Origin of the sequence: Spirosoma sp. KUDC1026, from assembly GCF_013375035.1 — a bacterium.
Taxonomy (GTDB): Bacteria; Bacteroidota; Bacteroidia; order Cytophagales; family Spirosomataceae; genus Spirosoma.
In genome coordinates, this window is the sequence record NZ_CP056032.1 from 38,274 (window position 1) to 60,106 (window position 21,833).

Annotated in this window: 15 protein-coding genes; 6 read left to right on the forward strand and 9 right to left on the reverse strand. The window is 53.0% G+C overall.

The genetic code is table 11. The annotated features are described in order from the left end of the window. Positions 1-97: 97 nt before the first annotated feature. The 5 genes from HU175_RS00160 to HU175_RS00180 all read right to left on the reverse strand — a co-directional run bounded on the left by HU175_RS00160 (position 98) and on the right by HU175_RS00180 (position 10,787). Entirely contained in the window at positions 98-664 is a 567-nt protein-coding gene (locus tag HU175_RS00160; RefSeq protein ID WP_176564660.1) for a hypothetical protein, read from the reverse strand. Positions 665-697: 33 nt separating this feature from the next. Further along, complete coding sequence (locus HU175_RS00165) at positions 698-2,344, reverse strand: SusD/RagB family nutrient-binding outer membrane lipoprotein (protein ID WP_176564661.1); 1,647 nt, start codon at positions 2,342-2,344, stop codon at positions 698-700. A gap of 43 nt (positions 2,345-2,387) precedes the next feature. After that, positions 2,388-5,585, reverse strand: coding sequence for a SusC/RagA family TonB-linked outer membrane protein (locus HU175_RS00170; RefSeq protein WP_176564662.1), 3,198 nt, complete (start codon positions 5,583-5,585; stop codon positions 2,388-2,390). A gap of 337 nt (positions 5,586-5,922) precedes the next feature. Further along, positions 5,923-7,077, reverse strand: a complete 1,155-nt coding sequence (locus HU175_RS00175; protein WP_176564663.1) for a DUF1624 domain-containing protein — start codon at positions 7,075-7,077, stop codon at positions 5,923-5,925. Positions 7,078-7,334: 257 nt separating this feature from the next. Continuing rightward, positions 7,335-10,787 carry a putative Ig domain-containing protein gene (locus tag HU175_RS00180; RefSeq protein WP_176564664.1) on the reverse strand — a complete coding sequence of 1,151 codons (3,453 nt, stop codon included), beginning with the start codon at positions 10,785-10,787 and terminating at the stop codon, positions 7,335-7,337. A gap of 529 nt (positions 10,788-11,316) precedes the next feature. On the opposite strand from HU175_RS00180, the gene HU175_RS00185 reads away from it, so the two are divergent. The 5 genes from HU175_RS00185 (at position 11,317) to ruvA (ending at position 16,013) form a co-directional block, all read left to right on the forward strand. After that, positions 11,317-11,769, forward strand: coding sequence for a YkvA family protein (locus tag HU175_RS00185; protein WP_176564665.1), 453 nt, complete (start codon positions 11,317-11,319; stop codon positions 11,767-11,769). 71 nt (positions 11,770-11,840) lie between these two features. Continuing rightward, a complete protein-coding gene (locus HU175_RS00190; protein ID WP_176564666.1) occupies positions 11,841-12,047 on the forward strand; it encodes a twin-arginine translocase TatA/TatE family subunit in 207 nt (68 codons plus the stop codon). 160 nt (positions 12,048-12,207) lie between these two features. After that, positions 12,208-13,641: an Asp-tRNA(Asn)/Glu-tRNA(Gln) amidotransferase subunit GatA gene (gatA, locus tag HU175_RS00195; RefSeq protein WP_176564667.1), complete on the forward strand. Its 1,434-nt coding sequence runs from the start codon at positions 12,208-12,210 to the stop codon at positions 13,639-13,641. 63 nt (positions 13,642-13,704) lie between these two features. Continuing rightward, positions 13,705-15,306 (forward strand): lytic transglycosylase domain-containing protein, encoded by a 1,602-nt coding sequence (locus HU175_RS00200; protein ID WP_176564668.1) that lies wholly within the window; start codon positions 13,705-13,707, stop codon positions 15,304-15,306. A 107-nt stretch (positions 15,307-15,413) separates the two neighbouring features. Next, positions 15,414-16,013 (forward strand): Holliday junction branch migration protein RuvA, encoded by a 600-nt coding sequence (gene ruvA / locus HU175_RS00205; protein WP_176564669.1) that lies wholly within the window; start codon positions 15,414-15,416, stop codon positions 16,011-16,013. 109 nt (positions 16,014-16,122) lie between these two features. Here the strand turns inward: ruvA and HU175_RS00210 are convergent, their stop codons facing one another. Both HU175_RS00210 and HU175_RS00215 read right to left on the reverse strand, forming a co-directional pair. After that, positions 16,123-17,430 carry a sensor histidine kinase gene (locus HU175_RS00210; protein WP_176564670.1) on the reverse strand — a complete coding sequence of 436 codons (1,308 nt, stop codon included), beginning with the start codon at positions 17,428-17,430 and terminating at the stop codon, positions 16,123-16,125. After that, complete coding sequence (locus HU175_RS00215) at positions 17,427-18,797, reverse strand: sigma-54-dependent transcriptional regulator (RefSeq protein ID WP_176564671.1); 1,371 nt, start codon at positions 18,795-18,797, stop codon at positions 17,427-17,429. The genes HU175_RS00210 and HU175_RS00215 overlap by 4 nt, the downstream gene beginning before the upstream one ends. 92 nt (positions 18,798-18,889) lie before the next feature. Between HU175_RS00215 and HU175_RS00220 the strand changes: the two genes are divergently transcribed. After that, the gene (locus HU175_RS00220; RefSeq protein ID WP_176564672.1) at positions 18,890-19,252 is read left to right on the forward strand and encodes a four helix bundle protein; all 363 of its coding nucleotides are present in this window, start codon (positions 18,890-18,892) and stop codon (positions 19,250-19,252) included. Between the two features lie 37 nt (positions 19,253-19,289). On the opposite strand, the gene HU175_RS00225 is transcribed toward HU175_RS00220, so the two are convergent. After that, positions 19,290-20,444: an ABC transporter permease gene (locus HU175_RS00225; RefSeq protein ID WP_176564673.1), complete on the reverse strand. Its 1,155-nt coding sequence runs from the start codon at positions 20,442-20,444 to the stop codon at positions 19,290-19,292. Between the two features lie 108 nt (positions 20,445-20,552). Continuing rightward, positions 20,553-21,806: an ABC transporter permease gene (locus tag HU175_RS00230; RefSeq protein WP_176564674.1), complete on the reverse strand. Its 1,254-nt coding sequence runs from the start codon at positions 21,804-21,806 to the stop codon at positions 20,553-20,555. Between the last annotated feature and the right edge of the window lie 27 nt (positions 21,807-21,833).

Consider the following 21,833-nt stretch of genomic DNA (forward strand, 5'->3'; position numbering starts at 1 on the left):
GGACTTACCTGTTTTCTGTGCGCGCACCCGGAAACAGCGCAGCCCGGACTCATAAGCCCGGGCTGCGCTGTCACATGTTCATTAGGGTATTCTCTGGCTAGTTGGCTACGTTGATTCGGTAGTAGAACGGTGAGCTGTAGAACGCCCCCCCCGTAATGTTAGCCCCCGTATTGCTGGCCGTAAATGTCCGGCCGTCCGTCAGGCGCATCACGCCCGTTACGTCAAACCGGTCCCCCGCCGATACGTCGGCCGCTGTCAGCCCCGTTGCCGTTAAGGCTTCGGTTCCTGTTACGGTAATGGTTGCCCGTGGGTAGAGCGTAGTTGCGTCGGGCGTAAAGCCCGATGCCGGCAGCGATTTCAGAGCGCGGGCTGCTACGTTTTTCGTTCCGTTGGCGGGGGTCGCATCTACGAAGGCGATGGACAGGTCGTACGACGCAAACCAGGCCCCATGGTCGGGCGTTACGGCTTCGGCCAGAAATTCCATGCGGGTGCCGCCCATGTTGGCTTTGCTCACACTGAAGGTGCTGTTGGCTACCGGATACGGCGTCACGGTACGGATGTAGCCGCCATTCGCCATATCTTCTTCACCGATACGACTAACCAGGTCCGTTTTACAGGCCATGATGGTCATTCCTGAAAGCAGAAATAGGATAAGCTTTTTCATGATAACTAGTATTAAACGTTCTGTCTGATCAGGTTAGCGAAGCAGGTTGGCGGGGTTGTTGTCCCAGAAAACCGGCGTCGTTACGTTCGCTTTCTGCCGGGCGTTGGCGTTCCGGGTGATGTACGACGAGGGGTAGTACAACGAACGGGCAAAGGCCCCTGGATTGGGGTCCAGCGCAGGCTGCTGGTTGGCAGGCTTGCCGGTCCGGCGGTAGAGGTTATACGACTCGATTCCGTTACCGAACAGGGCCAGCCAGTATTCAGTACCAATCACGTTCAGCCGCTGATCGTCGGTCGTAGCCGCATCGTAGTTAGCCAGCACTTTATTCACATACTTCGTCACCTCATCGGCCCAGACGATTCGGTTGTCCGTTTCATAGGCCGTGATTTTTCCACTCTCCGTGGTGCCCAGCGCCAGCGTACGTACATCGGCCATCGACTTCTCAACCGCCGATTTCAGCAGGTCACGCGCCGAGCCGCTGGTGCCCAGTGTGAGCGCCGATTCAGCCAGCATAAAGTCCACAAACGAGCGCATCATCATGGGATGAATCCCTGAGCCACCCGCCCCGGCTCCCAATGACACGGGCACCCCAGCGTTATTGTCAAACAGGCCACCGGCGGGATATACCCCCCAGGCCGTCCGCAGCAGCCCATCGGGAGGAATACCTTCGTTGCTCAGGTGGTCGCGGCCCCAGTACCCAACCGTTGTCGGCAGACAGAACACATCGGCATCCGAATAGTGCGTCGGTTTGGCGATCGTTACGCAGCGCAGTACGTTTACGTCGGTCGGGTTCCGCACCGTCTGCCGGTAGAAATAGAACCGCATCCGGGGATCAACGAAACCTTTCGAGGTGTAGAGCGTACCCATGTAGGAGTTTGACTGGTAATCCCCGCCCCCCGTTGGCGAATACTGCCCCGCGTAACGGGGATGACGGGTGTCGGGGTTGGTCAGGTTCGTACCGAATTTGAACGTAAAATTCTGGGCATTTGTCGAAATCAGGCGGTTAGCTGTGATCAGGGCATTGATTGCGGTCGTCGACCCTGCCTTGTCCACCAGACGACGGTTCAGGAGAGCTTTCAGCTTCAACGTATTGGCCAGCCGGATCCAGCTATCGGTCGTACCGCCGTAGATCAGATCGTTCGCGGCACCGGAGCTGGACGTAGCACCGAAGTTTTCAATAGCCTTATCCAGATCGGCCAGCGCCGTCGTATAAATGGTTGCTCCCGTATCCGTATTCGGGTTGAAGTTTGTCGGATCAATGGCCTGCGTGTAAGGAACATCACCAAACAGATCGACCAGATTGAGCAGTGCCGACGCCCGCAGTGTCCGGGCGATGCCCGCATGTACGAATCGCTGGCTGGATTCGGCCAGCGGAATCAGCGTTTTTACGTCGGTCAGCAGACCGGCGTAGGCCGTACTCCAGAGGCCATCATAGTTCCCCGGCGACACGGCGTTATCGTAAATAGCCGACCCCTGATTGATCATTCGCGTCAGGCGCATGCCCGGATCACTAACCTGGTTAAAGTGATTTCGGTAGCTTAGTTCGATCGAATTAAGCAGGTAGTTGATGTCCGTATTGTTCGTGGTTACGGCATTCGGGTTGTCCAGCAGGTCCAGTTTACAGGCGCTGACCGCCAGCATACATGCCGCCAGTACAAGTGAACTTATGTATTTTCTCATTCGTAAAAGTCTTTATAGTAGTTGTTCAGACAGCAGGCGTCAATTAGAACGTAAGTTTCAGCGTTCCCCCAATCCGGCGCGAGCTCGGACCCGTCAGGAATTCAAAGCCTAAGCCGTTGCCAACTCCTAATCCCAGGTTGTCGGTATCGAAGTTGAGCCCTTTTGGGAAATACAGCGCCCGGTACCACAGGTTGTTACCCGTCAGCGAAACGGACGCGCTCTTGAACATTTTGCCAATCACCCGCTTGGGCAACTGGTACGACAGCGATACTTCCTGCAGACGAACGGTTGATCCATCATAGATCCGGCCTTCGTCGCCAAAGAAGTAGTAATTATTGAAATAGAAGTCCGACGAGGTAATCTGGATGTTGTTAGGCGTTCCGTCGGCCAGTTTCACGCCCGGAATCACCAGCGTCTGTGCCCGATCGACGCCCCGCTCCAGGCTATTGTCGATCGTCAGACCACGGCCCAGCAGCGAGCCCGCCGTTGTCGAGTACATGGCACCACCGTGGCGGTATGCCACCATCACTTCCAGCGATAAACCTTTGTAGTTGAACGTATTGATCAGGCTGGACGTGAAAGCCGGGTTGGGATCACCCAGCACGACCGGCGAAGTCGTTGCCAGCAGATAGCCACCGCCATCGATGATGTATTGACCAGCTTCGTTTTTCCGGAAACCCGTTCCTTTTATGACGTTGAACGGCTGACCAACGATGGCGTAGTTACCCAGCGAGCCGCCGAAACCGGCAACCTGTACCTCCTGCAACGTACCGCCCAGATCCAGCACTTTGGGGCGGTTGCGCGAGAACACCAGCGTCGGGTTCCAGGAGAACGATGGCGTTTTGAAGAACGTACCGCTCAGGTTTAGTTCGATCCCTTCGTTCCGGATTTTACCGATGTTGATGGTCGTGGCCGTGTAGCCGGTTGAGGCATCCAGCGGTGTATTGGTAATCAGATCACGGGTGTTTCGCTGATAGACCGTTACGTCGAAGTTCAGGATGTTGTTGAACAGGCGGCCTTCGATACCGGCTTCGTATTCGGTATGCAGCTCTGGTTTCAGATTCGGGTTACCCAGTACATCGTCCACCGAGTGGGTCTGCACGGTCGTTCCGGCGGGCGTCAACCAGCCGCGGGCGCTCTGGTTCAGTACGTTTCGGGTGCTGTACGGATTCGGGAAACCGGCCGATGTACCCACACCAGCGCGCAGTTTCAGGAAGTTGACGACATTGCCGTTCTGGATACCCGCAAAGGCCGAAGTCGGCACGAACGATAGGCTGGCTGATGGGTAGAAGATTTGGCGGTTAGCCACTTCTACGGTCGATGTCCAGTCGTTACGACCAGCCAGGTTCAGGTAAAGATAGTCGTGGAAGTCGGCCGTTATTTCGCCGAAAATCCCGATCCGGGTTTGCTCAACGGTGCTGTTTGCCGCTACGTTGTCAATGAAATTGCTGTGACGGAACAGATTCCGGGCCAGTTGGTTCTGGCTCACCACCGACGTACCGGCAAAGCGGTCATTCCGCATGTTACCCCCGATCCGGGCCGACACCGTAAATTTATCGCTGACGGGTTTATTGTAGGACAGAATTAGGCTGTTATCCCAGATCGTGTTGCGCACATCGTAGGTGTTGTAGTACCCGTTGACCAGGTCGACACCCCCTTTGTTGAATTTATACTCCTGGTTTTCGGTGTACGTATCCAGACCAACTTTGTACAGCAGCATCAGGTCTTTGGTGATGTCGTAGTTGACCGATGTGGTTGTAAAGAAGCGGTTGACAACGCCCGTCGTTTTGTAGTTGTTCAGAATCCAGCGCGGGTTTGGAATATCGTTACCGCTCCGGAAGTAGACCGTACCACCCGTCACTGGATCTTCGTAGGGCCAGCCCATCAGGTCAACCTGGCGGGGTGTAAACATAACGTTCGCCAGTACCGAGGGGAAACCGCCCAGCGTGTTGTTTCCCTGCGCAGCATTCAGTGGAGGTGAAAACTGGTCGGTGTTAGCAAAGTTGAACGAGGTAATGACGCTTACTTTTTTGCTCAGCTGCGCGTTCAGACCCAGGCCCAGGTTGAATTTCCGCAGGCCGTTATCCGGAATGTAGCCCTGCTCATTGTTGTAGCTGGCCGATACGTTATAGCTTACTTTCTCACTGCCTCCCGCTACGTTTACCGACGTAGTCGAGATTTTCCCCGTCCGGAAGAAATCGCGGACGTTATCCGGATAGATCTGCATTTTGTAGGGGCTCACGGATGCCACGTAGGGAGCCAGCGCATTTCGGGTTGCGGCTACACTGAAGAACGCGTAGGGGTGCTGGGTCAGCGCAGTGTTCGTGTTCTGCGAAGGATAGATAGCCGCTTCCCCCAGCGTTGGTCCGAAGTTACTGAAGAAATAACCCAGGTTTTGCTGGAAACCACCGACGTATTCGTTCTGGTAAGTTGGCAGGTGAGCGCGGTTCGTAAAGAACGACTGCGTGATCGACACTTCGGTTGGCCGAGCTTTTCGGCTGCCGTTTTTGGTGGTTACCAGAATTACCCCGTTCCGGCCCTGATCGCCGTAGGTTACGGTAGCTGCCAGGCCTTTCAGCACACTGACGTTTTCGATATTGTTTGGATCGAGGTCAAGAAAGCGGCTGGATGCCGACTGACCACCGGCCGTGAAACCACCGCGCGAGTTGGTGCTGGAGTTAAACGGCACGCCATCAACTACGAAAAGCGGCTGCGTAGACCCCGTGATGGATGAGAAACCGCGAATGGTGATGTTGGTACCCGTTCCCGATACGCCCGAGGTCGCCGTGATGTTCACACCGGGGATTTTCCCCTGCAGAATCCGGCCCACATCGGCCTGCGGCCGGTCTTCGATCAGTTTTTTGTCGAGCGACGTAACGGCATACCCCAGGGCTTTCTTCTCGCGAACGATCCCCTGGGCCGTAATGACGACCTCCTGTAGTTGTTTGCTGTCCGACGAGAGGGTAATGTCAATCACCGATCGGCTGCCGACCTGAACCTCCTGCGACTGCATCCCCACAAAACTGAACACCAGTACGGTATTGTCGTTGGGAACGTTAATCGAGTACTGGCCATCCGAGTCAGTATTCGTCCCTGTCGTTGTGCCTTTGATAATGACCGATGCGCCGGGAATATCGGTTCCATCGTCGCCGGAAGTAATCTTCCCCGTGATTCGTCTACCCTGCGCCATAGCGGATATACAGACTATAGACACGAGTAAAGTCAGTAGTAATTGCTTCATCGTACACTAAGCAGTTTTAGGTTAATCAGTCGAAATATATAAAATCAATCGAAAACCATTTTAATCCTCATTTAATAATTTTTTAGAATTAAATTCTATACGTTAAAATAATACCAGTATTTTATTTCAATGTACTAGTCAACAACGAGTAAGGCTTAGTGTGAAAAGCTGCTACGTTACGTTTTTAAGCATATGTCTGACTTTTAAGTATTTTCACTTAATGCGCACATCAACGCCACAATGTCTGCCGGATTAGCTAATTGCATAAAAAAATCCTCTGGCCCGACTCCTTATTCGGGAGTTAGTTACCAGAGGATCTTCAGAAGCGGCAATCAGATTATACGTAGCGGGTGAGCAGGTTTTGATGATCCGCTTTGTACCGTCCGTACCAGCGGCAGAGCGGGTATAAAATAGCGACAAGGCCTATCCAGATCAGGTAGACAACGAGCAGATTTACGCCCGACCCCGGTGGTCGTCCGAAGCTAAGCGGACCGACGATCAGGTCACTAAGTTTATACCCCTGACTCAGCATCATTCCGATCATGGCGCCTTTCACCAGATACCAGTGAATGAGGTAATAAAACAGGGGGACTTTGCCATACGTTATCAGCCAGCGGCAGAATGGATTCATTACGCCGTCGGCTGTCCACAAAATCATAAACATGATTCCCAGCATGAGCAAAGCATATAGCAGCGACGGCGGGTATTTGCTGACATTTATAAAGGAAAGTACGGTGAATAGTGTGTCCTTCTGCACCGACCACGGAGCACCATCCCCGTAGACATTGACGAAGCGTAGCACCAGAAACAGCCCCAGCGACAGTACTCCCAGTTTCAGCAACTGCCGTTTTCGCTGCCCGGCGGGTTGCGTAAAGACAGAACCACTGGCGTAACCCAGTAGCATGATTCCAAACCAGGGAACGATCGGGTAAGCCACCAGCAGCATAAACTGCGGACTGACAGGAAAGAGCTGTGTTCTGAACAGGAGCGACCACAGCAACTGTACGGCCGGATTTGAAAAAGGAGGAACCAGTAAGAGCAGGTCGTGCAGAACGACAATACTGAGACCAATCCCAGCCAACCAGCGAACGGGCAGTTTTGCCATTCCTGACAGGAGCATCAGGCCAGTACCAATCACAAAAATGACCTGGAGCATCAACGTTCGAAACTGCAGATCTGTCCAGAAGGCAAAATTGATCAGCGTTAGTTCAAGTATCAGCAGTACCAGCCCCCGCTTAAGCAACCAGAAGCGCCGGTCGGCCGTATTACGTCGGCTCAACGATAGGTACGCCGACGTGCCCGACAGAAAAACAAACGTCGGGGCGCAGAGGTGCGTGATCCAGCGTGTCAGAAAAAGTGACGCTGTGGTGGTCGACAGGTCCGTAGGGTCCTGCGTCAGGGCGGGCGTATGAAGCAGATCCCGAACGTGGTCCAGGGCCATGACGACCATCACCAGCCCCCGCGTTACGTCAATAGTGTGGATACGGTTCAATGAGAAAAGGCTAATACGTTTATTGATAGTTGTTTCTCAACTATATTAGTGCAAACTATAGGTTTATCCGCCAACATAAAAGCCTTCCTTTTCCTCATCCTGCTTAGGACCATCCCAGGCATTTTCAGGGCTTACGCATGCGGCCGTTTTTCGACTGGGAGCACCAGCTATACTACCAGGGGTTTATCCAAACTGGCATTGCCCCGGCTACGTTGGTAACCGGGGCAGTGCCAGTTCGAAAATAAGCCGTCGCAAGCCTACTGTTTAATCAGCTTAACGGCTTCCTGCTGACCCGGGGTACTGACGTGCAGCATGTACATACCCGGCGAGCGACCAATCCGGATATCCACTCGTTCAACAGTGCCCGCCCGGTCAACGGTAACCGTCTGGATGCTGCGTCCCTGGCTGTCAACGCTACGTACCACCACAGGCTGTTCGTTGGCGCCACGTAACTCGATTGAAACAAGCTCATTCAGTGCTGGATTGCCCAGTACGGCAACGGATAGTTTCTCCGACACTTCCAGCGCAGGCCGGGCATTGCTGGTACAGGCCGCCAGCCAGTTGTAGGTATAGGTAGCCATGTCAGATGTACCGGCCTGCATTGCCTGCAGCGTTACCGTTGGATTATCAGTATATAGCGATACCGAATACGGGCCAGCCGCCATAGTTGGCAGGGTTTCGTTACGTACCTGGAAGGTAACGGGCTGACCGCTTAGGCCGCTGTAGGTCGGCGTAAAGGTCACCCGGCGTAAACCCGGCGATAATGTCTGACAGCTTATTGTATTCACGCTCGTAATGGCGAAGTTACCCACCGGCGTCGACCCGTTCACGGTAATGGTGAAGGTTGCACTTGTCGAGCCAGCCGCGTTTGTGCCGGTTATTGTTACCAGTGCGGTCTGACCCATGGTCGGCGTACCGTTGATAAGGTGATTGACCGCATCGAAGTTCAGGCCCGCTGGCAATCCGCTGGCCGAATATGTAATCGGCATGGTTCCCGAAAAAGCGGGGATGACGTAGCTGAAGAAGCTGCCCACCGTAGCGGTCTGGTTCGGAATAGTTGGGGCCACGGGTGGTGTATTCGTCGGGCTTGAGCAGGCCGACAACCAGTTGTAGCTATAGGTAGCCGTACCGGCTGTTCCCGCCTGGGTAGCCCGCAGCGTAACCGTCGGGTTATCGGTGTATAGCGATACTGAATACGGACCAGCCGCCATGGTCGGCAGCGTCTCGTTAACAACCTGGAAGGTTACGGGCTGACCGCTCAGACCACTGTAAATCGGCATGAACGTCAATCGGCGCAGACCGGGCGACAGAACCTCACAGTTTACGGTATTTACGCCCGTAATGTCAAAATTACCACCCACTGCCGATGCACTCACGGTAATGGTAAAGATGCCGCTCCCCGACCCGGCCGAGTTCGTGCCCGTCACCGTCACCGACGAGACCTGTGCCATCGTCGGCGTACCGCTGATCATGCGGCTCCCGGCGTCAAAACTCAACCCCGCCGGTAAACCACTCGCGGAGTACGTAATCGGGCTTGTACCCGAGAAAGCAGGCACTATGTACATAAACGCCGTTCCCACCGTAGCCATCTGGTTCGGGATAGACGGGGCCACGGGAGCTGTTGCCGTCGGGGCTCCCGGAATGATGGTAAACGTAAACATTGTACCAACCGTCAGGCTGCCCGGATCGGTTGCCACCACTGTTACCGAAAAGGGTGAACCAGCCGCTGTCGTCGGTGTACCGCTGATCGTTGCCGGTGCCATAAAGCTCAGACCGGGAGGCAATCCGCTAACCGATAGCGCTAAAGAACCCGGCGTTTCGGCATCAGTAAAGGTGGTAGACGGAATGACATAGGTGTATGCCTGACCAACCGTAGCCGACTGAGGAGGAATCGCGTTAGCAACTGTCGGTGCAGTGTTGCTCATCATTACGGCTCTGTCGGCCTGTACAAAGCCGTAGCCCGTTCTTGGATCGTAACCTGTATCAAAACCCGCCGTCAGTTCGTCATCCATATCCAGCGCTGTCTGTTCAAGAATAGTCATCACTTGATTGGGCGACAGCCGGTTACCACTACGTTGCTGCATAAGCGCGGCCACAGCGGCAGCGTGGGGAGCCGCGGCCGATGTTCCGAAGAAATTCGGGAATCCATCCCCATCGGAGTCACTGCCGAAGAAAGTGGTGTTTGCGCCATCGGCTGCCGTGATCTCTGGTTTCTGTCGGGTAACGCTTTGTATACGCTGCCCGGCCGTGTTGAACAGAATGGGCGTACCACCCAGCGACGAGAAGCCTTCGATAATGGCGGTAGTGAGGGTATTGTTATAAACGGGCGTGTTCCGGTAGTAAGCCGCGCCGGTAGCGATAGCGCCAGCCGCGTTCGGGTGCCCAACACAGGTTGAACTTCTCGTTGCGTATTCAGTCGTGATCGTGTAGCCATTCGTGAAAGCAACCCACTTGATCACCGACGGAGCCGGTCCTGAATACCGGGCGACAACCAGTTCGAACGTAACAGTCGTCGAGCTGGTATTGGACAGGACGGCGATTTCAACCGGGTCTCCGCCAATGTTATTATTGTAGCTGGACAAGCTTCCCTGAAACACGCCCCCCCGATAGACCAGTAAGTCCATATCAGTTTGTGCACCAGCCCCGCCACTCACTGAAGCGAACGGATTATCCCATTGGAGCCCGACATAGATACTGCTTCTGGCCGGAACCGTAACCGATTGAAAGACATCGCCCCCACCGAAATTATGGGCTCCTACGTACGGATCACTAGCGCCAAACGGTCCTACAAATGGCGTATTGGCGTAGGTATTCTGGTAGGAGTTCCGGGCGTGGTTACCGGCCGATGAGAAATAGGTTACGTTACGGGTATTTTTCACGTCATCGACCGCCTGCGCAATGATACCATCCTGGAAATAAGGTTCGGCAAAGTAGAATACGTCATCGACAATAATATTGCAGGCAGCAGCTGCCAGATCCCGAATTCCTTTAGCGAAGGCCACCTGGCCCTTAAACGCCGTATTAAAAGCAAGGGCAGCACCTGGTGCCAGGTCATGAATTAACTCAATCATACCGCGCCCTTCATCCGATGCATCCGGGTCAATGAAGTCATCGATGACCTGAACATTAGCCGGCAGATCACCTGATGCAACCCCTGCTGGCGCTCCCCCCAGCGAGTTATAGGAGTCCGACAGAACGCCTATCTTAGAGCCGCTTCCCGTTACGTTGTAAAGCTGCTTCGCCAAATCGGCTTTCATAGCCCGGTCAGCCTGCGAGGTTACGAGCCCTACGTTGTGCATGGGTTTGTAGGCAGGCCGGGCAAATCGGAGCGCGCTGAGTTCTTTCAACTCATTGATTTTATCGACGGGCAGATAGCCTGTAACCATCTGTTTCTCGACGAGCCCATCCGTCAGCCCCAGCGCCTGCAGTTGGGCCAGTAATGTGCTGCCATCCTGTCCGTCAACAACCACAGCTTCGATAGCGATGGTATTGTTTTTTCGCATAAACTGAGCTTCACGCTCCGTACCCTGCAGTTCGGGCGGCAGATTAGACGAAGTCGTCATACTCTGCTGCTGAACGGCCAGCAGGTCAATCGTAATTTTTGCCTCGGAAGCCGTTCGTTTTATCGATTTCTGCGCGTAGGATACCGTTGTCAGCAATAGCAGAAATGCGGTTAGCCAACTGTATATATTTCTCGTAAAATTCGTCATGATCGTCTCAAATGGGTTAGTTAGAAGATGTTGGTTTTAAGCACGTCAAGCTAAACTCAGTACACCGGTGGGGGCCTAAGCCTCTTTTTACATTTGCCAGTACTCATGTGCAATTATTTCTTGGACAAGTATAACATTTGCTCAATATAGCGCATAGATATGCGGTCAATCATCAAGTAGTCAGCTCTATATTTAGTATTATTTACCTAGTGGTATGCACCTCCTTATTTTATCTCACAAAGCACTCATAGTCAATGATTTATATAAGTAAATCATTGACTTATTAAGTAACAACATGTACCCGTTTAAAGAAAAATAGCTACAGGCAATCCAGATAGTTTCATGAACCGTATATTCTTATACAGAGGTCGTCTTTAAAGCGGCTCGTTCTGTTTCGGAAAACAGCCTTACGAAGGGCAGATTAAACTTCTTATTTGCAGATCAGTTTATGGATTATCCGGAGACTTTTTGCGTTACCAGTCAGGAATCACAAGCGCAGGTTGACGAGTTATTACGATCCCCCAAACCAATGGCGAATAAGAGTCTGATTACCCGAATTTTAAGCTCGATTTTCTTTAAGCGGGCCAATATTGGTGCCGTTCGATACGCACGGAACGCCAAAAGTCTGTTTGGCCTGATCAGCGAAGCGATCAATAAAAGCGGTGGTTTGTCTGGTAAGAATATCGCGGCTTTTAAAGATCAGCTGTTCATTGTTACCCGCCTGCTGAAAGCATATGCCTCGGGCGAGTACCGGCAGATTCCCTGGAAGACGCTGATCCGGATCATTGCGGTGCTAATCTATTTCGTATCGCCGATCGATATTCTGCCCGACTTTTTGCCGATCGTTGGTTTCACGGATGACATTGCTCTGATGCTCTGGCTTTTTAGTGGCCTGAAAGACGATCTGGATAAATTCAGCGAGTGGGAAACCACAAACGAAGCGGCTCAGAACACGAACCTGAAGACGATTAAAATCGGCTAACTTTCCCTGGTAGTTAGTAGATTATCCAAAAAGAGTGTTTTATATTTGCACATATTCAAATCCCAAAAACAATGATTTCATCGAGCCTTTTTCTTATTATGGGTTTGGGCAGTCAGGAAATGATTCTGATCTTCCTGGCATTGCTTCTGTTGTTCGGCGCGAAGAAAATTCCCGAACTGGCACGGGGCCTCGGTAAAGGTATTCGCGAATTCAAGGATGCCACGAAAGACGTTCGTGACAACATCGAGGATAGCCTGAAAGAGTCGGAGACGAAATAATCAAATGTAGTATAAACAGACAATCGAGTGGTCTCAAACGGGGGCCACTCGATTGTCTGTTTTCGCTTGTACCCATTGGTGAACGCGCACACTAGCTCAGGCTATAAGTCCAGCTTTTGTACCTGTTGAACCAACCAAGCTATTTACCCCTTCCTTTATTTTGACTTTTTACCGAAGCTTTTCCAGCGTTCAGGCCGACCTTTCGGCCGGACGTATTACCTGCCGCCAACTGGTCGATATATACCTGACCCGCATCGACGAGCAGCAGCACCTGAACGCGTTCACGGAGGTGTATGCCGATGAAGCCCGGCAGCAGGCGCAGCTCATTGATCAGAAACTACAGACTGGCTCTGCAGGCCGGCTGGCGGGTATGGTTATCGGTATCAAAGACGTGCTGAGTTACACAGGACACAGCGTCCGGGCGGCCAGCAAGATGCTGGATACGTTTACGGCGCAGTTTACAGCTACGGCTGTACAGCGGCTGCTGGACGAAGACGCCATCATCATCGGGCGGCAGAACTGCGATGAGTTCGCGATGGGCTCCTCCAACGAGAACTCGGCTTTTGGCCCGGTACGCAATGCCGCCAACCCCGAGCGGGTGCCGGGTGGATCGTCCGGTGGGTCGGCGGTGGCCGTACAGGCTGGTCTTTGCCTGGCCAGCATCGGCTCCGATACGGGCGGCTCGGTTCGTCAGCCAGCCGCTTTCTGTGGAGTTGTCGGTCTGAAGCCCAGCTACGGACGTATCAGTCGCTGGGGACTTATTGCCTATGCGTCTTCGTTTGATTGTATCGGCCCGGTTGCCAATACCGTCGATGACGCAGCACTCCTGCTCGAAATCATGGCGGGTCCGGACGATTTCGACAGCACCGTTTCCAGTCAGCCCGTTGCTGCTTATTCGCAGGCGCAGCTTCCCGATCGCCCACTACGTATTGCCTACCTGCGGGATGGTGTGGATAGTCCGGGGGTTGATGCCAGCATCCGGGAGGCTACCCAACAAAAAATTGACGCACTCCGGGCGGCCGGTCATACGGTCGAACCCGTTGAGCTGTCGCTGCTCAACTACCTGCTCCCAACGTACTACATCCTGACTACGGCCGAAGCCTCGTCGAACCTGTCCCGTTTCGATGGCGTCCGATACGGCTATCGCAGTGAAACGCCGGTCAACACATCGGCCAACGCACTTTTGTCGTTGTACAAAAACAGCCGGACAGAGGGGTTTGGGAAAGAGGTGCGGAAACGAATTCTGCTCGGTACGTTCGTGCTCAGTGCGAGCTATTACGACGCTTATTACACGAAAGCGCAGCAGGTACGTCGGTTGATCCGCGAGGAAACTGAGCGCGTGTTTGCCCAGTACGATTTTCTGCTCTCCCCCACGACACCAAGCCCGGCCTTTAAACTGGGCGAAAAATCCGACGCAGCCGATCCATTACAGATGTACCTGGCCGATATTTTCACCGTGCAGGCTAACGTAGTCGGGTATCCGGCGATTTCGGTGCCCAATGGCACTGACGCGAACGGATTGCCCATTGGTCTGCAGCTAATGGCACCTCCATTCGCCGAAGCTGCGTTGGTAGCGCTGGCTAAAACCTTGTAGCGGTTGTCATCGGCACCCGAGATTGAGACGTAACGTAACATGAACCTAGTTAAGTAAATCGACATGAAGTATCTGAACCGTTGCCTGCTGCTGGCAGGCCTGTTGAGTACGACACTAAGTCTACCCCGCCTGGTTCAGGCAGCCCATGTGGGGGCGGCCCACGTAGGGGCAGGACCTGCCTGGCAATCCGAACAGGACACCACCATCGTCAAAAAAGATACCGTTGCCATGGTTCCCACTGTCCCAGACAGTGTGTTGAAAGAACGGTTGACCAAGCTGCAGAAGACAATTCCGCTCAATTATCACAAAGCCGTTCAGGCGTATGTCGATTATTTTACGTTCCGCAAAGCGAGCACGACCAAAACCATGCTCGAACGAATGCCGCTTTTCTTTCCGCTTTACGAACGCGTACTCGCCGAATACGAACTACCTGACGAACTGAAATACCTATCCATCGTGGAGTCGGCCTTAAACCCACGGGCAATTTCCCACGCGGGTGCCGGCGGACTTTGGCAGATTATGCCGGGCACTGGACGTGATCTGAAACTGTACCAGGATGAGTACGTCGACGAACGGATGGACCCGGTTAAAGCAACCGTAGCGGCCTGCAAATACCTGCGGGATCTATACAACATCTTCGGCGACTGGGAACTGGCGATGGCGGCTTACAACTGCGGGCCGGGTACCGTCAAACGGGCCATGCGCCGGTCGGGAGGGGACTCGTTCTACACGATTTATGATGCCCTGCCAAAAGAGACCCGTGGTTATGTGCCCCAGTTCGTGGCATTTGCGTACATGATGAATCACGCGAAGGATCACGGAATTATTGGCGAGAATTTCGACGCGCCCATCCCCAGCGATACCATCCACGTAACGGGCTATTTCAACCTGGAATCGTTTGCCAAGCACAGCACTATGCCGCTGGCCGATCTGCAGAAGATGAATCCGGCGATTACCACAACGATTCTGCCGGAGTCAACGCATCGTTATCCGCTACGGGTACCTCGCCAACAATACGCGTACTTCAACAGCCACCGGCGGGCTATTCTGGATTCTTCCAACCGTTTACCGGTGGCCATGGCCCATATCCTGCTGGCCAGCGTTGAAAGCCTGCCGGCCAACGCCAATGATGGCACTGCCTGGGCCGATCTGAGTAGCAATCCGCTGGCCCGTATTAACGTAACCGACGTACCAACGCAGGCGACCGACCAACTGGCCCTTCAGGCAGCAGAGGAAGAAGCTGATGAGGAGCCTACCGAAGTAGTCGTTACCCGCAAACCATCCAAACAAACCTATACGGTACGCCGGGGAGATAACCTGATCAGTATTGCCGATCGGTATCACGTTGATTTGTACGATCTCAAGCGTTGGAATCACCTGCGGTCGAACGCACTTCGGCAGGGCCAGAAGCTGACAATCCTGAAAGAGGTTGCCGAAACGACAACCGAACGGCTGGCCGATCAGGGTACCGCCAAGGCACAGAAAAAGGCCGAAGTAGTGGCCCAAACCAAACGGTACAAACCCCGTTATCATAAAGTACAAAGTGGTGATACGCTCTGGAACATTGTTCAGCGGTACGACGGTCTCACCATCGAGCGGCTGAAAAAGATGAACCATATGCGTACGAACCAGCTCCGGCCGGGGCAAAAACTGCAGGTCAGCTAATGCCTCTGACAAGCTAAAAAACCACGACTTACGGATTGAACAAGTCGTGGTTTTTTCGTATATTTACTTACCATAACCAGCTCTAAATCAGAGCACTTAAAGCATACATGATTGCTTATTTAGACGGAACACTCTCCTACAAAGAAGCCACGCAGGTCATCATCGACGTACACGGCATTGGCTATCTGGTCCATATATCGCTGCAAACCTATTCGACGCTGCCCGGCGGGGGCGACCGGGTGAAACTGTTCATTCATCACCTCTTTCGCGAGGATTCGCAGACGCTGTATGGCTTTGCATCGGCGGATGAAAAATCGCTTTTCCTGGACCTGATTGGGGTATCGGGCGTTGGTCCCAACACGGCCCTGGGTATGCTTTCGGCCATGCAGCCCGGCGATCTGCGGCTGGCGATTCTGGGCGAGAATGTCCGGGCGGTGCAGGCGATCAAAGGGATTGGCGCGAAAACAGCGCAGCGTATCATTCTCGAACTGCGCGACAAGATGAAGAAAGCGGGTGTGGTTCCCGATGGCCCAACGTATCGGCAGCAACCGGCGGCTAATCCGATTCGGGAAGAATCGCTGGCTGCGCTTATGGCGCTGGGCTTTCCAAAACCAACCGCGGAGAAAAGCGTGGACGATGCCCTCAAAGCCGATCCCACTCTCGGCGTCGAGGACGTTATTCGGCAGGCGCTGCGGGGAACAAATTAGAGAAAGAAAAAGAAATCGGGGGTGTAGAAAGGGAACGATGCCAGTGTTCCAAATACTGGCATCGTTCCCTTTCTACACCCCCGATTTCCACTAGCGCTGTTGCAGCGGTTCAGAGCGAAACAGAGGGCATCGAAATGTAGTTGATCCGAAACGCCGTCCAGCCATCGTTTTCAGTCTGAAGCGAGAACGCAAAATCGTGATTCAGTAAAATCTCTCGCGTAAGCGTCAGGCCAATGCCCTGTCCGGTTGGTTTGTTGCTGTAGAACGGATTGAATAACTGTTCTGCACTCGCAGCCGGAATGGGCTTCCCATCGTTGCGAACGCTGAGTTCCTGATCGGTAACCTGAACAACAACCTGATTGCCCGGCTCGCAGGCTTCCAGTGCGTTCTTGATTACGTTCACTAATACCTGTTCTATCTGCCCCGCATCCAGCGCAACCGTAACGTTCTCAGCTGCCGTAAACGTTATCGTAACGCCTTTTTCATCGGCCTGTGGGCGCATCAGTTGCATTACGTTCCGAGTAAGTTCCACAACATCAGTTGGCATGCGGGAAGGCGTTGGCAGCCGCACGACGTCGGCAAACCGGCGCATGAACTGATTCAGCCGATCGTTCCGGTCAATGGCTACACCCACCGCCTGCTGCAGGTCCGGGTCCGTCAGTTCAGATTCCGTGATCGTCAGGATCGAGTTGATAGCGCCAATGGAATTATTCACTTCGTGGGCCATCATCCGAATTACTTTTCCATACGCCTTCTTCTCCGTTTCGACGATTTCGGTAGTTAGCTCTTCGATCAGCAGAAATTTCCGGACAAATCCCCGATCCATAAACTGCCCCCGTAACAGGCGGTACGTCTCCATTCCATTCGTTTTCACCGTACGCGTTTCGCCAGCAGGCAGGGTTTTGTCATTAAGCGAATGAAACAATGGGTGACTTACCTCTGTCAGTGTCTTGGTAAGCAACGAATCGAGGGGGTGCTGGAGCAGTTGCAGCGCCTTGGGATTGGCGTCAGCGATCCGTTCGTCGTAATCAAAGATCAGAATCGCGATGGGCGCGGCTTCAATGAGCTTATCGAGAAAGAAACGCTGCTCGACCTGCCGGATGCGCTCCTGCCGCAACTGGTCAATCATCAGATTGTACACGTTAATTAGCGCGTCGACTTCGTAATTGCCCGTCGGCACGAATTTGACCGTAAAATCCTGGTCTTTGATGGCTTCGATACCTGATTCGATAAACTCTGACGGCTCACGGAACGCCTGGTAAATCCGGATTGCCAAATAGATAGAGGCTAGAATCAGTAACTCCGAGACAATAAACCATACTTTATCTTCTCGCAACACCAGCCACGTGAGGGCCACCAGCACAAGGTGCACAGCGATAATGTAAATGAGATAGCTGGTACGGAGCGGGAGTTTCATTCGTCGGCGGTGTAGGGAATACCAAATTTCTCCAGCCGTCGATAGAGCGCAAATCGCGTAATACCCAGGGCGCGCGCTACGGTCGAAACGCGATTGTTATGAAAGGCCATCGCCCGCATGATCATCTGGTATTCCATCTCTTCCAGGGTCATTGTACCAACCGCGGGTAACGACCCAGCGGCTTTAGACACCGGACTCTGCGTTAAATGCCGCTCGAAATCAGCGACGGTCAACGTGTCGCCGGACGACAATAGAACGGCCCGCTCGACCAGATTTTTCAGTTGCCGAATGTTTCCCGGTAGTGCCAGATCCCGAAGCCATTTGGCCGCTTCCTTGTCGACGTGCAGTTCAGGCCGGATGTACAGTGTCTTCAGGTTTTTGACAAAATAGTCTACCAGCCGAGGAATGTCGCCGGGCCGTTCGCGCAGCGCGGGTAACCGTACCGTAATGAGGTTGATGCGGTAAAACAGATCTTCCCGAAACTCACCATTGGTAACCATTTCTTCCAGATTACGGTTGGTGGCGCAGATCACCCGCACGTCAACCGTTTTGCTTTTGCTGCTGCCCAGTGGCTCAAACGTTCGGTCCTGGAGCACACGTAACAATTTCACCTGACTGGCCGGGTCCAGATCGCCAATTTCGTCCAGGAAAATGCTGCCCTTATTCGCCAGTTCGAAGCGCCCGATCCGGTCGGCTTTCGCATCTGTGAATGCCCCCCGTACGTGCCCAAACAGCTCACTCTCGAATAGAGTCGCCGAAATACCGCCCAGATTGACTTTAACGAACGGTTGCCGCCGACGCCGACTATTCTGATGGATGGCTTCGGCAATGAGTTCCTTCCCGGTACCACTCTCACCTGTAATCAAGACCGGTGCGTCGGTGGGAGCCACGCGGCCGATGGTGGAAAGCACGTCCAGCAGGCCGGAGTCCTCCCCGATGATGTTCTCGAACTGAAATTGCTCATCTAATTTTCGGCGCCCCACAGATACCAACTCAGGTCTGGCGAGCTTCAGCGCCGTTCGCACCGCCTGAACGAGGTGATCATTCTGCCAGGGTTTCGTAATAAAATCCTTGGCTCCGGCCCGCATACCCTCCACGGCCAGATTAATGCTCCCCCACCCCGTAATCAGAATGATGGGTACATCCGGCAGTCGTTCCCGCAGTTGGCGTAACAGCCGCAGCCCATCATCGCCGGACGTATCGATCGAGAAGTTCATGTCCAGCAGAATCACCTCCGGCGTTTCCTGCTCGAGTATTTCGCGCGTTTCGAACGGCCCATCGGCAACACGCACCACGAATCCTTCGCGCTTAAACAGTAACGAAATTGAAGTCTGAACCGCGATGTCGTCATCAATGATAAGAAGCATAGGGTGGGCGGAGGGTTTGGGGCAAGGGGGTGGGGAGAGGTGGGATTGGGGTAAATAGTTAACTTGGGGGCACGTCGTAACTACATTGAATAATGACAAGAGGCTTTCGTTTTGAGAATCTGGAAATATGGCAAATCAGTATTGAAGTAGGTGACACGTTGTTTGATATTGCTGACAATCTGGAAGCGCGAAAACTATATCGGTTTGCCGAACAACTTCGAGGGGCTGGGTTAAGCATCTCGAATAATATTGCTGAAAGAACCGGATCATTGTCGAAAAAGGAGTTTTGCCAGTTTTTAAATTATGCCCGTCGCTCCTGCTATGAATGTGCCAATATCCTCATTGTTATCCAGCGCCGGAGTTACATACGTGTCGAAACCAAACAAGCTCTTTTCGACAGGCTCGACGAACTAAGCCGCAAAATCACCAATCTCCAAAAATCCCTCAACCTATAGTCCTCCACGCCCAAAACCCCTAAGCCCTTCGCCCAAATCACTCCTCATGCAGCGCGACAGCGGGTTGAACCGTTGCGGCTTGCCGACTGGGATAAAGTGCGCATAAGCTGACAAGCAGGTAGACGATGAGCGTTGCTACCAGCATGGCGGTCAAGTAAACAGCCGGATCAAGGTCAAAAACCTTCAACAGTGGAAACTGACCGGCCAGCAGAAGCCCAACAATTAGCGCAAAGGTAGCCAGCACCCAGATTTCACCCACGAACTGCCACGAAATTCCACCTTCGGTGGCTCCCAGCGCCCGACGCAGGCCGATTTCCCCCCGACGTTTAGCAATGCTGACGTTCAGAACGCCAAACAGTCCGAGCGCTACGTTGATAAGCAGAAAACCGCAAACAATCCCGGCAATAATGATGGGAACCAGGGTAACATTGCGCTGATTCTGGCGTGAGTTAACCAGGTAGTCAACTTCTACGCTCCACCCCTTCACCGTCAAAGCGATGTCTCTGACCAGGCGGGCTTCAAAGAGCGCATCCGTACCCGGTTTCACTTTAACCAGAATCTGATTATCCCAGGAATTGTTGGCTTTGATCAACTCGAACATGGCCGGCCGATTCGACATGAATTCGCCCTTTGATTTGAAGTTACCGATCACGCCCACCACTTTCCAGTCGTCGCCAAGTTTTTTCCCAAGCGGATTCTCGTCGCCAAACAGGGCTTCCCGGGCAGGTTGATTAATGACAACGGGCCGTTGTTTACCAATACTATCGGCTGACCGGTACCAATGTCCATCTACCAGAGCGATGTCTATTGTTTTGGCAAAACCTTCATCCGTATTGTACAGATCAGTCATGACACTGGCCTTATCATGCGATACGTTGCTGTTCATCTGGGAGGCTGAGAACGGAAAATTGCTGCTCATCCGCGAGATCGATTCTACTTCCGGATACGTTCGTATCCGCTGCATGACCGTCTGAATTTTCTGGGGCACATCAGTAGTATCCTGATTATTGTTCAGCGTAATAGCCCAGACCTGTTCGTAGGAAAACCCCAGCGGCTCAACGTAATTTTTAACGTTAAAAATAATCAGCGACGCTAGGCCGAACAGGACCAGAAACGACGCCAGAATTTCGATGATTAGTAGCGTATGGGCTCCCTTCTGGTTCCACATAAGCCGGGTGAGATGACCGAACATAATTAATGAGTGAAAGAGTGAATGAGCGAAAGAGCTATTGAAAGAGTGAAGCTGGGAACTGGTACCCACCAGGAGGCCCACTCATTCACTCTTTCGCACTTTCGCTCTTTAAGATTTTAGCGCCGTTACAATGTTGAGTTTAGCCATGCGGAAGGCGGGTAACACGCCCGACAGAAAGCCGAACAGCAGGCAAACCAGTAAGCTGATGGCGAGTACGCTGAAGTTGATTGTCAGATCAGCATAGGCAATCCAGCCGCTCTGGTTGATCAGGTAGATGGCCCCTATGCTCAACAGCAGGGCAATCGTGCCTCCGATCAACGTAATGAAAATATTCTCGACGATAAACTGCCAGAGCAACGTACTGATGGGCGCACCGAACGCTTTTCTGACACCGATTTCGGATGCCCGTTCGAGAATACGGCTGACGTTCAGATTGACCAGGTTCAGGGCTGGGAGCCCCAGCAGCATAAAGACGATAAAGCCAAGTATGCCGTAGAAGATCGTTCGGATACCACCACCGTTATTCAATATCTGATCAAGCCAGGATTCCGTATACGGCAGCATTTTCACCTCTATCTCGGAGTATTTGAAACCGTCCTGATTACCAGGTAATGGAATGCGATCGATCCGGCTTTGAAACTCCTCCTGAATAGCTTTCTGATCCGACTTATTCTTGGCCAACACAACCGCTACGAATGTGCCCCGAAAGCCTGTTTTCTGGTAGTTGCTTTTGGGATTTGTGTACGGGAAATAAATGTCGCCGGCGCTGTATGTACGCGTTACCGGAACGCCTTTCACTACCCCGATCACGCGGTAGCGAACGTTCTCAACTTCAATGGATTTTCCCACGACAGACTCGGCCGTCTTGCCGAAATAATAATCCCGGACTTTGTCCGTAATAACGGCGACCATATCCCCGCTCCGAATCGTTTGTTCGTTGTACGGTTTTCCGTCCAGGAACGTAAAATCCATCACCTGCCAGAATTCTGCGTCGGTGTATTTAGGCGTGATCTTAATCTTCTGCGAGCCAGCGTAGATATCAGTACTACTGCCTAGCGCGAACGAATTGATCGTTACGCGCTCCGGTAGTTTGAGCGACTTGACATACTCATTCAGAAACCGGTAACTCATAGGCCCCTGGCTACGGGCGTCCTTCGTTGAATCCCGCTGAACCATAAACTGGATGTACAGCGACCGATCGCGACGACTTTCCGGATAATGCGTTCCGAAGAGGTGATCAATGAACGAGGTCAGCACCATCAGCACCGTCAAAGTCAGGCTGATGCCGAAGAGCGTAATAAAGGTGTAGAACGGATGCCGCAGCAACACCTTCCAGGCGATTTTTATATAGTTGGTAAGCATAGTCTTTAAGGGAGAAAGGAGGAAAGG

What these genes read in the sequence shown, in the direction of transcription:
- HU175_RS00180 (WP_176564664.1), bottom strand. Translation starts at nt 10,787, where the DNA reads ATGACGAATTTTACGAGAAATATATACAGTTGGCTAACCGCATTTCTG.
- HU175_RS00185 (WP_176564665.1), top strand. Translation starts at nt 11,317, where the DNA reads ATGGCGAATAAGAGTCTGATTACCCGAATTTTAAGCTCGATTTTCTTT.
- HU175_RS00225 (WP_176564673.1), bottom strand. Translation starts at nt 20,444, where the DNA reads ATGTTCGGTCATCTCACCCGGCTTATGTGGAACCAGAAGGGAGCCCAT.
- HU175_RS00210 (WP_176564670.1), bottom strand. Translation starts at nt 17,430, where the DNA reads ATGAAACTCCCGCTCCGTACCAGCTATCTCATTTACATTATCGCTGTG.
- HU175_RS00190 (WP_176564666.1), top strand. Translation starts at nt 11,841, where the DNA reads ATGATTTCATCGAGCCTTTTTCTTATTATGGGTTTGGGCAGTCAGGAA.
- HU175_RS00170 (WP_176564662.1), bottom strand. Translation starts at nt 5,585, where the DNA reads ATGAAGCAATTACTACTGACTTTACTCGTGTCTATAGTCTGTATATCC.
- HU175_RS00200 (WP_176564668.1), top strand. Translation starts at nt 13,705, where the DNA reads ATGAAGTATCTGAACCGTTGCCTGCTGCTGGCAGGCCTGTTGAGTACG.
- HU175_RS00230 (WP_176564674.1), bottom strand. Translation starts at nt 21,806, where the DNA reads ATGCTTACCAACTATATAAAAATCGCCTGGAAGGTGTTGCTGCGGCAT.
- HU175_RS00220 (WP_176564672.1), top strand. Translation starts at nt 18,890, where the DNA reads ATGACAAGAGGCTTTCGTTTTGAGAATCTGGAAATATGGCAAATCAGT.
- ruvA (WP_176564669.1), top strand. Translation starts at nt 15,414, where the DNA reads ATGATTGCTTATTTAGACGGAACACTCTCCTACAAAGAAGCCACGCAG.
- HU175_RS00165 (WP_176564661.1), bottom strand. Translation starts at nt 2,344, where the DNA reads ATGAGAAAATACATAAGTTCACTTGTACTGGCGGCATGTATGCTGGCG.
- HU175_RS00160 (WP_176564660.1), bottom strand. Translation starts at nt 664, where the DNA reads ATGAAAAAGCTTATCCTATTTCTGCTTTCAGGAATGACCATCATGGCC.
- HU175_RS00215 (WP_176564671.1), bottom strand. Translation starts at nt 18,797, where the DNA reads ATGCTTCTTATCATTGATGACGACATCGCGGTTCAGACTTCAATTTCG.